This window comes from Bacteroides sp. L008 (assembly GCF_040812255.1).
Taxonomy (GTDB): domain Bacteria; phylum Bacteroidota; class Bacteroidia; order Bacteroidales; family Bacteroidaceae; genus Bacteroides; species Bacteroides vicugnae.
Genome location: NZ_JBFNXO010000001.1, coordinates 4,848,441 through 4,862,264 on the forward strand (window position 1 = coordinate 4,848,441; position 13,824 = coordinate 4,862,264).

Sequence of the window (13,824 nt, forward strand, 5' to 3'; positions counted from 1 at the left end):
GTGAACTCCGTCTTTTTTCTATAGTTCTTACTCTGTATCTTTGCAATCTTGTCAGTTTTTCTTTGGGAAACTTGCAAACCATTCAGAGACGGTTTAGAGTTTCTGAGATTTATTTACTTTCCAGTTGTGAGGTAGGAGTTCTGCTAAATCTTTACTATAATCGTTGTCATAGGCGTGTATATTCTCCAGAACGTATACGAGCCACTTACGGAAGTTTACCTCATCCGCTTTACAGCATCCCATCAACGAATAAATCACTGCGGCACTCTCGGTCGCATCGTCATTGCCACAGAATAAATAATTCTTTCTTTTCAGAGTTTGGTTGCCATATTGCGCAAGAGATAAGGGGAAAGGCCTAAAAGAGTTGCTACCCAATTACTGGAAACAGAGAAAATCCAAAGAAATCTAACAATACTCTAATGAAAAGCATATTATAAACAGAGAATCACTATTAACTTATTAACCTGAGTTCGGGATTATAGCTTTTGGAGTAGACAGGATTTACCGAAGGGGTACCAAAAATCACGAGCTTTCAAACCGCTACTCTCGTAACGGGAATAGATAACTTCAAACGATTTGAGATTCCACATAACTTTTTTGGGCAAAGGTGGTACGCAAAAAAGCAGGGAAAAACGGGGGCGCCGAGTGCTTGCGTAGCGTTTAACACTTAAATAAAAATCCTTCCAGAACATATCATATTCCCAGTGCAAACATATAATATATCAATTCCCATGTGTATTGTTTTAATTTTAGACCTTCGGTTTTGTCTATTTGAGAGTGTTATTTATATTGATTATACTAAAAATAAAGCAGTAAGTAGTAGTATTGCTAGTAGTATAGAAATACTTACGAATATTGAGTATAAACGTTTGTATTTTCTGTATTTGGGTTTATAGTCTGTTTTTTGTGCAAGGGCTATTAAAGGTTTTTTATATAGGTCAAGGATGTATTGTAAATGATAGCATAACCATTGGTCTTGTTTTTGACCTAGGTAATTAAAAAAGAGAATAAAATAGTATATATACCCTGCATAGCCTTGACTGTTATTGTCAAATATCGTCCGAAAGAATGATTCTCTGGTGTCAAATCCTGCTTCTTCGAGATTGCTGCATGGTTTCATTCCATGGAAATGGATAAGCTTAGCATTCCCATTAATTCCCCAGTACGGTTTCCAGTTATATTCAATAGGTAGAATTTCCATGTCCTCGAAACACAACTCGTTTAAGTACCCTTGATCAAAAAGTCCTGCAGTAGATCTTTGCTTTTTTTTCATCATCTCTACAAATTGCTGATATTTGACTCTCATTCCTTGGATGTTCATGACTAATATTCCAGCATTGAAATAACTCATTCTTTTTGTATCACGTTCAAATTCGGGAGCAGCAGCTAAATAAGCAGGACGAGGTAGATCTTTTAGCAATATATCATCATTAAAGATTATGTCCATATCGGTGTATAATACATATTCATCTTCTTTTTCTATTATAGGAACCTCCATTCTCATGAATGTGCCGAATATTCGACTATATTCTATATCTTTTCCTAGTTCTGTTTCCATCCATTCGTGAGAATATATTTCCATTAGTTCCTTTTTATATGGTAATTCATGAATAATGATTTCAACTTTAAAATCTTTTAGTAGGTTGTAAACAGGATCTCCAATTTTACCATCATATAGGCAAATTAATCGAAGAGATGTGTTTGTACGAGCACTAATTAAGGTAACCTTTAACATGTTAAAGTAATCTTTTCTATTGACAATAGAGTCTGTCAAACAAATATAGCATTTCATAATTTATAGAACATGTAAAATAATTTACACTAATATGTTTCGCAAAGCTATCATAACTGTAAGTTATACAATAGTCCTCGCCAAACTGTTAGAATTGTATTGTATCTTACAAAAATAAACAAAAAAATCTTTTACTAAGAAGTTTTGATAAATAATTGTGATATGTTAGGATTTTCTTTTCTGGAGAATTGAATTCGAAGAGTTAATGATGGACGTATTCTATATTTATCTGTTAGCTTTGGAAGTCTGGAGTTTTTTTATTTTTTTAAATCTAAGTTTGTCCTTATAGGATTTTATTCTTAGTTTTGTGAACTATTTTTTATGAGTTAGAGATATTCGTATAAAAGTATCTTGATATATAAAATTGATTTGAATAAATATGATTTCTATTATAATATGCAGTAGGTTTCAATCCATCTCTAAGGAATTGAAGGATAATATTGAGAATACGGTTGGGGTTATTCATGAGATTATATGTATTGATAACAGCAAAAGTCAATATGATATATTTAGTGCTTATAACGAAGGGGTCAAAAGGAGTCAATATCCACTTTTATGTTTTATGCATGAAGATATTTTACATTACACTAGTGATTGGGGAAAGCTTCTGATAAATCATTTCAGAGATTTGAAAGTAGGGCTTATTGGAATTTCTGGACCACGTTTTATTAGTCAAATACCGGGTATTTGGTGGGGACCTGGAAGTACAGATGCAGGAAAGGATGCAATTTGCCAGTATTCTATTGATACTAATAGGGCTGATCCAACCATTACTTATAATACTTGTTTTAAACCCATTGCAGATGCGAAAGCCATAGAAGTGGTAGCAGTGGATGGATGTTTTTTTTGCATGAGGAAATCTGTTTTTGATAAAATAAGATTTGATGAAATAAATTACAGAGGATTTCATTTTTACGATATTGATATCTCATTGCAGGTTTATATGCTGGGGCTGAAATCATTATGTGTGTATGATATCCTAATAGAGCACATTAGTAATTCAAAACTAGATAATGAATGGTTGACTAATGCACGAATATTTTTCACAAAATGGAAGGACTGTCTGCCGATAGTAAATTATCCAGTGTCAGCAAAAGAAAGAAGAGTATTAGAAAAGAACAATCTTCAAACTATGAATTATATTATTAATGAGAATAATCAAAAGCCTAGTCGTTATTATAAATTCTCAGAGAAGCTATATTTATTGCGATACTGCTGTGATAAAAAAATGCTTCAGTCACTAATCTATTAGGTAAAATGTGTCACTTTATGTTGAGTGGAGCACGGCTTTTTCATTTAAGAAATATTGTTTATCGCTTGTTATTGTAGTAAAAATCCTTATATTCGTGTGCTGCGATGCGGAAGCACCGCCTTAGGTGTTTCTTCTTATCGTTCATTTTTAAATTTTTTTCTACTTTGCGAGTTGTATGTCCGGTAACTACATCAGACGTTTCTGATTTTACGGTGGGTGGTTATACCTTTGAAGTAGGTGGAAAGAATAAATCGCAGAAGCAGGTGCATGATGTAGAGAATGCGTATGTTGTGAAAGATGATATTGAGTATGGAATGCGTAATGTGGTTCCTCTTTGGACATTTGGTTTTTTATATTGAGATGGTATATGTATTTGTACGATATGAACTTAAACAGATTGAAATATGAGTGGCAAGATTTACCCTATCGGCATACAGAACTTTGAAAAAATTCGTAAAGGTGGCTATTTCTATATTGATAAAACTGCATTGATTTATCAATTGGTGAAAACCGGGAGCTACTATTTCCTGAGTCGTCCGCGCCGTTTTGGCAAAAGTCTGCTTATTTCTACGCTTGAAGCCTACTTTCAAGGAAAGCGGGAACTCTTTGAAGGGCTGGCTATGGAGAAGCTGGAAAAAGATTGGGTAAAATATCCTATATTACATCTTGATCTTAATACGGAAAAATACGATACTCCGGAAAGTTTGGAGAATAAGCTGAATGGGGCGTTGGTGGAATGGGAGAAGATATATGGCGAAGAGCCCTCGGAGAAATCTTTAGCGATGCGTTTTGAGGGGATTATTAAGCGTGCCTGTCAGCAAGAGGGGCAAAGTGTGGTGATCCTAGTGGATGAGTATGATAAGCCGATGTTACAGGCTATTGATGATGATGTTTTGCAAAAGAGTTTTCGCAATACATTGAGAGCCTTCTATGGCGCATTGAAAAGTCAGGATGGCTGTATTAAGTTTGCTTTGTTGACGGGAGTTACCAAGTTCGGTAAAGTCAGTGTATTCAGTGATTTGAATAATCTGAATGACATTTCAATGTGGAATAAATATATAGATATTTGTGGTGTGAGCGAACAGGAACTATACGATAATCTGGATGCCGAACTTCATGAATTTGCCAATGTGCAGGGAGTGACGTATGAAGAGATATGTGTCCGGTTGAAAGAAATGTATGATGGCTATCATTTCACGCACAATTCCAAAGGAATGTACAATCCTTTCAGTCTGCTTTTAGCTTTTGATAGGAATGAGTTTAAAAGCTACTGGTTTGAAACAGGTACTCCCACTTATTTGGTGGAGTTGCTGAAGAAGCATCATTATGATCTACACCGAATGGCCCATGAAGAAACCGATGAACAGGTACTGAACAGTATAGATTCTGAATCTACCAATCCTATTCCGGTGATTTATCAGAGCGGATACCTCACCATTAAGGGGTATGATGAGCGTTTTGGAATATATCGTTTAGGTTTTCCTAATCGTGAAGTGGAGGAAGGATTTATCCGTTTTCTCCTCCCTTATTATGCGAACGTCAATAAAGTGGAGTCTCCTTTTGAAATTCTGAAATTTGTTCGTGAAGTGGAGGCCGGTGATTATGAATCTTTTTTTCGTCGCTTGCAAAGTTTCTTTTCGGATATTCCCTATGAGCTTGCCCGCGAATTGGAGTTACATTATCAGAATGTACTTTATATCGTGTGTAAACTGGTTGGTTTTTATGTAAAAGCAGAATACCATACGAGTGAGGGGCGTGTGGATATGGTATTGCAGACCGATAAATTCATCTATATCATGGAATTTAAATTGAATGGTACGGCGGAAGAAGCTTTGCAGCAGATAGAGGATAAACATTATGCTCGTCCGTTTGCAACGGATTCACGAAAGCTTTTCAAGATTGGTGTGAACTTTAGTGCTGAAACAAGAAATATAGAAAAGTGGTTAGTGGAGAATTGACACGCCTCCGAAATGGATATAAAATATTCATTTCTCATATTCTCATAAATATGTTCTAAGTGTCAGATTATTAATAGTATAAACTATGAGAAATGTTTCTGAATTTGGCATTTCTCATAGTTTCATTCGCGAATAGGCCTTAATTTGGCTTATTTCTCATACCCGTTGAACTCATTTCTCATAATGCCCCGGAGCTGGTATATAAATAGGCTGTGTGGGTTTGCCGATATTCTGTAAGTTACCCTGTGCCTTTAGACGACGAATCTGTCTGCTGGCCATGCTTTGGGTAAAACAACAGAGTGACTGCATATTACTACGGGTCAATACAGGATGGGTTGCAAAATAGGCAGTGAGCTTCTTGTCAATCTCTTCTTCTGAAAGGGACGCCGAATGTGGCTTGTATTTCGAACGTCGTAAGTGAGTACTCATACATAAACTTTTTAAATCTCTGTCGGCCTGGAAGTTAATAGATTTTAGCTTCACTTTGTCTGCGCGAGTGGCAAGCGAATGTACAGGTTCGGTAGCCTGTAATGTAATTTGGAAATAGCCGATTCCATCCAGATGTACTCGTTCTCCTTCACGTAGGTGGTTTCCCATACATCTGCTCAATTCCATTAGCATGGCTTCTACTTCCGCTTTCCCGAAAGTAGTTGCCATATGGATTTCTCTTGCCAGCTTTTGAGTGGTCACATGTTGAAAATTAACCACCCGCGGGTGATAACTAGGTTCTTCTCCTTCTTTCTCCGGTTGGGGATTCTTATAAAACTCGAATTGTATTGCCATCTTTGTTCTAATTTAATGGTTGTTTATATGTTATATACCTGATGCGCTTATCACATCTTGCCTTTATTCTTTTATTATTCAACCGCCATCCTGATTGTTCCACTACAGTGAACGGTTCTTTTCACTCTAGTAGACATATCTTTTTACTGTAGTGAACAGGCCTGTGCACTGTAGTGGAACGGTTGGTATGCTCTTTCAAAGATACGACATTATTAGGTGAAAAACAAGTAATTAACTAGTTGTTTGCATGAAAGAAATAGCTAGATGTTTTGTAAGATAAGCTTGGTGGATAAATAGGAGAATAGCTGTAACTGACTATGAGAAATACCCTGAAATAGTATGAGAAATAGCGTTTTTTTGAAGAAAATCGATGAGGGCAGTATGAGAAATGCCTATTTTAAAAACGTTTCTCATAATGTACTTCTTTGATTATATGTGCTTTATCTTAAATCTATGAGAATATGAGAAATGAAATTGAAAAATCTTTTCTAGTAGAGAGGTGTAGTAAGTATTTCCGGAAAAGTTGTTTGTATGTAATATTTACAGTATCTTTGTATCATAATAATCGCCCTACAAACACATGCAGGACAAATAAATGAAGTAATGAGAATAACACTGGTAAGAGACGATGGCAAGGTGAACACTATGCGTACGTTAAGAATTGAACAGCTCGTGGAGCAAATGAAAGTGGAAACCAAAGCACAGCCTGTCTCAAAAATGAGAGAAGTCCTGCCTTTTATGCTTCCGGGTGATAAAAATGACTATGTACAGAATGTACCGAAGTTGATACCCGCAGCCGCCTTTTTTCGCAAAGGCGGCATAACGACGATGAGTGAATATAATGGCATTGTGATGATTCAGGTCAACAACTTGTCCGGGCACATGGAAGCGGATGAAGTGAAAGAACGGGTAAAGGAACTTCCGCAGACTTACTTAGCTTTCACCGGTTCTTCCGGAAAGTCTGTGAAAGTATGGGTACGTTTTACTTATCCCAATGATCTTCTGCCGACAACTAGTGAGGAAGCAGAGCTTTTTCATGCGCATGCCTATCGGTTGGCAGTGAAATATTATCAGCCACAACTCCCTTATGATATTGAACTGAAAGTGCCTTCATTGGAGCAATATTGTCGTTTAACTTTTGACCCGAACTTGTATTTTAATCCCAATGCAATGCCTATTTATATGAAGCAGCCTGCGGCTATGCCGGGTGAGGTGACTTATCGCGAACGGGTGCAAACGGAAACTTCGCCGTTGCAACGGCTTGCGCCGGGATATGAAAAATGTAATGCGCTTTCTGTACTTTTCGAAGCTGCTTTTGCACGTGCGCTGGATGAAGAGACTGATTATCAACCGGAAGGAGACAAACAATCGCTTTTGATTAACCTTGCGGGACATTGTTTCCGTGCCGGTATTCCTGAAGAAGATACAGTAAGATGGTCTCGTGCCCATTATCGCTTGCCGAAGGACGATACATTGGTTCGGGAAACCGTACGAAATGTATACCGTACTTGTGAGGGATTTGCGAGTAAGAGTAGTCTCTTGCCGGAACAATTATTTGTCATGCAGATGGACGAGTTTATGAAACGGCGTTATGATTTTCGTTTCAACCAACTGACATCACAAGTGGAATGTCGCGAACGGAATAGCTTTAATTTTTATTTTCGTCCGGTGGATAAACGGTTGATGGCAAGCATTACAATGAATGCACAATATGAGGGACTTAAACTTTGGGATAAAGATGTCGTGCGTTACCTGAATTCGGATCATGTGCCGCTCTATCAGCCAGTCGAAGAATTTCTTTATGACCTTCCTCGCTGGAACGGCAAAGATTATATTGGTAATCTTGCCAAACGGGTTCCTTGTGATCATCCTTATTGGACTCAATTGTTTCGTCGCTGGTTTCTTAGTATGGTTGCACACTGGCGTGGGATGGGTAAGAATCACGCGAACAGTACTTCGCCAATATTAATCGGTCCGCAAGCCTATCGTAAATCTACATTTTGCCGATTGATCTTGCCCCCGTGTTTGCAGGCGTATTATACGGACAGTATTGATTTCAGCCGGAAACGGGATGCCGAACTGTATTTGAATCGTTTTCTATTGATTAATATGGATGAGTTTGATCAGATTGGCATCAATCAGCAGTCTTTTCTCAAGCATATTCTGCAAAAGCCTGTTGTCAATACGCGACGTCCGAATGCTTCGGCAGTGGAGGAGCTTCGCCGGTACGCTTCTTTTATAGGTACGAGTAATCATAAAGATTTGCTGACGGATACTTCCGGCAGTCGTCGTTTTATCGGTGTCGAGGTGACGGGAGTGATTGATGTGGTCCACCCTATTGATTATGAACAATTGTATGCGCAGGCAATGGCATTGCTGCGTAGTAATGAACGCTACTGGTTTGATGAGAAGGAAGAGGCTATCATGACGGAAGCTAATCGGGAATTTGAACAGTCTCCGGTGATTGAACAATTGTTTCAGGTATATTACCGGGCAGCGGAAGAGGAAGAAGAGGGAGAGTGGTTGCTTGCTGCAGATATATTGCAGCGGATACAAAAAGCAAGTAAAATGAAATTTTCTTCCGGACAAGTTAATTATTTCGGGCGTATCTTGCAGAGATTGGGAGTAAAGTCGTTCAGGAAAACGCGCGGGGTCTATTATCATGTGGTGCCTGTTGAGTAAGGATGATGATGAAATAATGTATAGTAGATGGCTTTTATTATTTTATAATAATTATCTTTGCGTAATAACGTGAGATGTATGAAGACTATGATAAGAAATCCTTTTATAACAAGCGGCTATGTCTCTGCTGATTATTTTTGCGATCGCCGTTTTGAGAGCGAACAGTTGGTGCGCGAGGTGATGAATGGGAATAATTTGGCTCTTGTTTCTACCCGGCGAATGGGAAAGACAGGGCTGATCCGTCATTGCTTTCAGTTTCCTGAAATTAAACAGGGTTACTATACCTTTTTTATTGATATATATGATAGCCGTTCGTTGCGTGATTTGGTCTTTGCACTTAGTAAGGAGATTCTGGAAGTGCTGAAACCTGTGGGGAAGAAAGCTTTGCAGAGCTTTTGGGAATGTGTGAAATCTTTGCAAGCCAGTATCTCTTTTGATGTGAATGGTATGCCTTCTTTGAATTTGGGGCTAGGGGATATACAAGCTCCGGCTACTACACTCGATGAAATCTTTCGGTATTTGGAACAGGCGGATAAACCTTGTCTGGTTGCAATTGATGAATTCCAGCAGATTTCCGGATATGTAGAGAAAAATGTGGAAGCTACTCTTCGGACCTATGTGCAACATTGTAATAATGCACGTTTCATTTTTGCAGGGAGTCAGCGGCATGTGATGGGAAATATGTTTTTAACGCCTTCCCGGCCTTTTTATCAAAGTGTATCAATGATGCATTTGGAAAGTATTCCTTTAGAAGAATATATTCGTTTTGCAGGTACTCATTTCAAGCGTGCGGGCAAAGAAATAGAAGAAAACGCTATTGTTGCGATTTATCAACAGTTTGAGGGAATCACATGGTATATACAAAAAGTGTTGAATACGCTTTATGACATGACTCCGGAACAGGGAGTCTGTAGAGTTGAAATGGTGCCAGGCGCTATTCGGCAGATTATTGATTCATTCAGATATACTTATTCGGAGATTCTTTTTCGTTTGCCGGAAAAACAAAAGGAGTTGCTGATTGCTATCACTAAAGAGGGAAAGGCTAAAGCTGTCACTTCCGGTGCTTTCATTAGAAAATACAGACTGGCTTCTGCTAGTTCAGTCCAAGCAGCACTAAAAGGGTTACTGGAAAAGGATTTCGTGACTCAGGAAATGGGAATCTGTCAGATATATGATCGTTTTTTGGGAATTTGGCTGAAAGAGAATTATTAAGTCATTTTTCATTTATTGAAGAACGCTTTTCGATAAATCGCGTTAATAATTAGCTGAAACTGCTGTCTGTTAATCAGTTTTATTGTATCTTTGCGGTCTTAACTTTTTTAATGGTAAATAATGAAGGAATTTCTACAACTAATGCGACGTTTTGTGTCGCCTTATAAGAAGTATATCGGCTGGGCTGTTTTGCTGAATATTTTGTCTGCTGTATTCAATGTATTCTCATTTACTTTTTTGATTCCTATCTTGAGTATTCTGTTTAAAACAGAAGGAGCGGATAAAGTGTACCATTTTATGGAATGGGGTAGTGGAGATTTAGCGGATGTTGCCAAGAATAACTTCTATTATTACATATCTCAGATGATCGTGGATAATGGTCCCACTATGGCTCTTATATTCTTGGGACTGTTCCTGATGGTAATGACATTGTTTAAAACTGGTTGTTACTTTGCTTCTTCAGCCGTGATGATTCCATTGCGTACAGGAGTGGTACGTGATATTCGTATTATGGTGTATGCTAAGGTTATGCGTCTGCCGATGTCTTTCTTTTCGGAAGAAAGAAAGGGAGATATTATAGCTCGTATGAGTGGTGATGTGGGGGAAGTGGAAAATTCCATCACTAGTTCATTGGATATGTTGATGAAAAGTCCAATTCTGATTATTATATATTTTGTGACATTGGTTACGGTTAGTTGGCAGTTGACACTCTTTACTATCGTTGTATTGCCGGGAATGGGTTGGCTGATGGGAGTAGTCGGAAGAAAACTGAAACGCCAGTCATTGGAGGCGCAGTCGAAATGGAGTGATACGATGTCGCAATTGGAAGAAACACTGGGAGGCTTGCGCATCATCAAGGCTTTTATTGCGGAAGATAAAATGATTAACCGCTTCACCAAATGTAGCAACGAGCTCCGGGATGCGACAAACAAGGTTGCCATACGTCAGGCTATGGCTCATCCGATGAGTGAGTTTTTAGGAACAATCCTGATTGTAGCCGTATTGTGGTTTGGAGGTACATTGATTTTGGGACAGAATGCAAGCATCGATGCTCCTACATTCATCTTCTATATGGTTATCTTATATAGTGTAATCAATCCGTTGAAAGATTTTGCAAAAGCTGGATACAACATTCCGAAAGGTTTGGCTTCCATGGAACGTGTTGATAAAATCCTGAAGGCAGAGAATAAGATTAAGGAAATTCCGAATCCGAAACCGTTGAAAGGTTTGTTTGATAAAATAGAATTTAAAGATATCTCTTTCAGCTATGATGGTAAGAGAGAGGTGCTGAAACATGTAAACCTGACAGTTCCTAAAGGGAAGACGATTGCACTGGTTGGACAATCGGGATCCGGTAAATCCACATTAGTCGATTTGTTGCCGCGTTATCACGATGTGCAGGAGGGTGATATTACCATTGACGGAACAAGTATTCGTGATGTACGTATTGCAGATTTGCGCAGTTTGATTGGTAATGTAAACCAGGAGGCTATTCTGTTTAATGATACATTCTTCAATAACATTGCTTTTGGTGTGGAGAATGCGACAATGGAACAAGTTGTAGAAGCGGCAAAGATAGCCAATGCGCATGATTTCATCATGGAGAAACCGGAAGGATATAATATGAATATCGGTGACCGTGGTGGAAAATTGTCCGGTGGCCAGCGCCAGCGTATCAGTATCGCGCGTGCTATTCTGAAGAATCCTCCGATTCTGATTCTTGATGAGGCTACTTCTGCTTTGGATACCGAATCAGAACGTCTTGTGCAGGAAGCGTTGGAACGTTTGATGAAAACACGTACGACGATTGCTATTGCCCACCGTCTTTCTACAATTAAGAATGCAGATGAAATCTGTGTGCTGTATGAGGGTGAGATTGTGGAACGTGGTAAGCATGAAGAACTCATTGAGTTAAACGGTTACTATAAACGTCTGCATGATATGCAGCAGTTGTAATTCTTGATATTGCAATGATATTATTAAGTTTTGATACGGAAGAATTTGATGTACCTCGTGAGCATGGTGTAGACTTTCCGCTGGACGAAGCAATGAAAGTGTCAGTCTATGGTACGAACCGGATACTGGACTGCCTGAAAAACAACGGGGTGAAAGCTACTTTCTTTTGTACAAGCAATTTTGCAGAAAATGCGCCGGAAGTGATGCGGCGCATTATGGACGAGGGACATGAAGTTGCTGCGCACGGATGTGACCATTGGCGGCCACAGGCTTCGGATGTCAGTCGTTCAAAAGAAATTCTGGAACGCCTTACCGGCAGGACGATACAAGGCTATCGCCAGCCGCGTATGTTCCCCGTATCAGATACGGAACTTGAACGGATGGGGTATGTATATAACTCCTCATTGAATCCCGCATTTATCCCCGGAAGATATATGCATTTGTCGGAGCCGCGTACCTGCTTTATGACGGGTAAGTTACTTCAAATCCCGGCTTCTGTAACTCCGTGGATTCGCTTCCCGCTATTTTGGTTGTCTTGTCATAATCTGCCGATGTGGCTGTATCAACTCCTGGTAAACCGGGTATTGAAGCATGACGGATATTTTGTGACTTATTTCCACCCGTGGGAATTCTACCCGTTGGGTGAACATCCTGAATTTAAGATGCCTTTTATTATCCGCAATCACTCCGGTAAGGGAATGGAGGAACGTCTGGATAGGCTGATCCGCAAACTGAAAGAAAAAGGATATGCTTTTATGACTTACTCGGAATTTGCACAGATAAAACTGGCTGAACTGAATAAACCGGACGAAAAATGATAAAATTGGCTATTGTATCCCCCTGCTATAATGAGGAGGAAGTGTTGGAAGATTCGGCCGCCCGTTTGACAGCCTTGTTTGATGAACTGGTGGCGAAAGAGAAGATCAGTGCCGACAGCTTTGTGCTCTTTGTGAATGATGGCAGTAAAGATCGTACATGGAGCATCATTAAGAAACTGCACGGGACGAATCCTTATATAAAAGGAATGAATCTGGCACGGAACGTAGGACATCAGTATGCAATCATGGCGGGTATGATGACCGCTAAAGACTGGAGTGATGCCGTTATTACCATGGATGCCGATTTGCAGGATGATCTGGATGCGATTGAGGAGATGATCGATGCCTATACGGAAGGATATGATGTAGTATATGGGGTGAAAGTATCCCGTCAGGCAGACCCGATGCTGAAACGTCTTTCCGCAACTGCTTTTTATAAACTACAGCACCGGATGGGAGTAGAGACTATCTACAATCATGCGGATTTTCGTTTTCTAAGCCGGAGAGTGCTGGAACAGTTGTCTCATTATCAGGAACGCAATGTCTATCTGCGTGGTATTATCCCGTTGCTCGGCTTCCCTTCTACTACGGTAGATGATGTGATCCGGGAACGGACAGCCGGAACTTCCAAATATACAGTGAGAAAGATGTTCAGTCTGGCTTTGGACGGGATAACCTCTTTCTCGGTAAAGCCTATTTACGGAATTGTTTATCTGGGAGGTATCTTTGTTTTTATCAGTATTTTGATTGGAATCTATGTTCTTTACGCATTGATTTCGGGTACTGCGGAACATGGCTGGGCTTCTTTGATGTTATCAATCTGGTTTGTAGGCGGAGTTGTTTTATTATCCATAGGAGCTGTCGGACTGTATATTGGCAAGATTTATAAAGAGGTAAAACGTCGTCCGCTCTATAACGTGGAAGAAGTGTTGTACGATGATCAGAATAAGTAAGGCTATACTTGAGAAGCACCCGGATTGGCGGGATAAGTTCTGGCAGTTTGTTCGTTTTGGAGTTGTCGGCACTATATCTTCGGCCATTCATTACGGTGTATATTGCCTGGTCTTGTTGGTTGCGAATGCCAATATCTCCTTTACGGCCGGTTATGCTGTGGGATTTGTCTGCAACTACTTCCTGACAACTTTCTTTACCTTTCGTTCCAAGCCATCCTCGCATAATGCGATTGGCTTTGGTTTTAGTCATCTGATTAATTACCTGCTTGAGATCGGTTTGCTGAATCTCTTCCTTTGGATAGGCGCGGGTGAACTGCTTGCACCGATACTGGTAATGATTATCGTGGTGCCTGTCAATTTCCTGATTCTTCATTTCGTTTATATCTATAAAGGGAGGAAATAACACTATTCAACCCCT

The 13,824-nt window shown here is 39.4% G+C and carries 10 protein-coding genes and 2 pseudogenes; 9 read left to right on the plus strand and 3 right to left on the minus strand.

What is annotated here, in order from left to right; translation table 11 throughout:
- Nucleotides 1-93: 93 nt before the first annotated feature.
- Together AB3G73_RS18720 and AB3G73_RS18725 are read right to left on the minus strand one after the other, a co-directional pair.
- Nucleotides 94-309, minus strand: a pseudogene (locus AB3G73_RS18720) (IS66 family transposase); the annotation flags it as partial.
- Nucleotides 310-793: 484 nt separating this feature from the next.
- Nucleotides 794-1,792 carry a glycosyltransferase gene (locus AB3G73_RS18725; RefSeq protein WP_367745359.1) on the minus strand — a complete coding sequence of 333 codons (999 nt, stop codon included), beginning with the start codon at nt 1,790-1,792 and terminating at the stop codon, nt 794-796.
- Between the two features lie 379 nt (nt 1,793-2,171).
- Between AB3G73_RS18725 and AB3G73_RS18730 the strand changes: the two genes are divergently transcribed.
- The 3 genes and pseudogenes from AB3G73_RS18730 (at nt 2,172) to AB3G73_RS18740 (ending at nt 5,002) form a co-directional block, all read left to right on the plus strand.
- Nucleotides 2,172-3,044, plus strand: coding sequence for a glycosyltransferase (locus tag AB3G73_RS18730; protein WP_367745360.1), 873 nt, complete (start codon nt 2,172-2,174; stop codon nt 3,042-3,044).
- A 152-nt stretch (nt 3,045-3,196) separates the two neighbouring features.
- Nucleotides 3,197-3,403 (plus strand): annotated as a pseudogene (locus AB3G73_RS18735) (ATP-binding protein); the annotation flags it as partial.
- Between the two features lie 45 nt (nt 3,404-3,448).
- On the plus strand, nt 3,449-5,002 hold the full coding sequence (locus AB3G73_RS18740; protein WP_367745361.1) for an ATP-binding protein: 1,554 nt from the start codon (nt 3,449-3,451) through the stop codon (nt 5,000-5,002).
- Between the two features lie 171 nt (nt 5,003-5,173).
- Here the strand turns inward: AB3G73_RS18740 and AB3G73_RS18745 are convergent, their stop codons facing one another.
- Nucleotides 5,174-5,785: an HU family DNA-binding protein gene (locus AB3G73_RS18745; protein ID WP_320975000.1), complete on the minus strand. Its 612-nt coding sequence runs from the start codon at nt 5,783-5,785 to the stop codon at nt 5,174-5,176.
- Nucleotides 5,786-6,388: 603 nt separating this feature from the next.
- Between AB3G73_RS18745 and AB3G73_RS18750 the strand changes: the two genes are divergently transcribed.
- The 6 genes from AB3G73_RS18750 (at nt 6,389) to AB3G73_RS18775 (ending at nt 13,809) form a co-directional block, all read left to right on the plus strand.
- On the plus strand, nt 6,389-8,467 hold the full coding sequence (locus AB3G73_RS18750) for a BT4734/BF3469 family protein (protein ID WP_321019583.1): 2,079 nt from the start codon (nt 6,389-6,391) through the stop codon (nt 8,465-8,467).
- Between the two features lie 78 nt (nt 8,468-8,545).
- Nucleotides 8,546-9,679 (plus strand): ATP-binding protein, encoded by a 1,134-nt coding sequence (locus tag AB3G73_RS18755; RefSeq protein ID WP_148364183.1) that lies wholly within the window; start codon nt 8,546-8,548, stop codon nt 9,677-9,679.
- A gap of 120 nt (nt 9,680-9,799) precedes the next feature.
- The gene (locus AB3G73_RS18760; RefSeq protein ID WP_148364182.1) at nt 9,800-11,635 is read left to right on the plus strand and encodes an ABC transporter ATP-binding protein; all 1,836 of its coding nucleotides are present in this window, start codon (nt 9,800-9,802) and stop codon (nt 11,633-11,635) included.
- Nucleotides 11,636-11,649: 14 nt separating this feature from the next.
- The gene (locus AB3G73_RS18765; protein ID WP_217722642.1) at nt 11,650-12,453 is read left to right on the plus strand and encodes a polysaccharide deacetylase family protein; all 804 of its coding nucleotides are present in this window, start codon (nt 11,650-11,652) and stop codon (nt 12,451-12,453) included.
- Nucleotides 12,450-13,406, plus strand: coding sequence for a glycosyltransferase family 2 protein (locus tag AB3G73_RS18770; protein WP_217722643.1), 957 nt, complete (start codon nt 12,450-12,452; stop codon nt 13,404-13,406). The genes AB3G73_RS18765 and AB3G73_RS18770 overlap by 4 nt, the downstream gene beginning before the upstream one ends.
- Nucleotides 13,390-13,809: a GtrA family protein gene (locus AB3G73_RS18775; protein ID WP_148364179.1), complete on the plus strand. Its 420-nt coding sequence runs from the start codon at nt 13,390-13,392 to the stop codon at nt 13,807-13,809. The genes AB3G73_RS18770 and AB3G73_RS18775 overlap by 17 nt, the downstream gene beginning before the upstream one ends.
- Nucleotides 13,810-13,824: the final 15 nt, after the last annotated feature.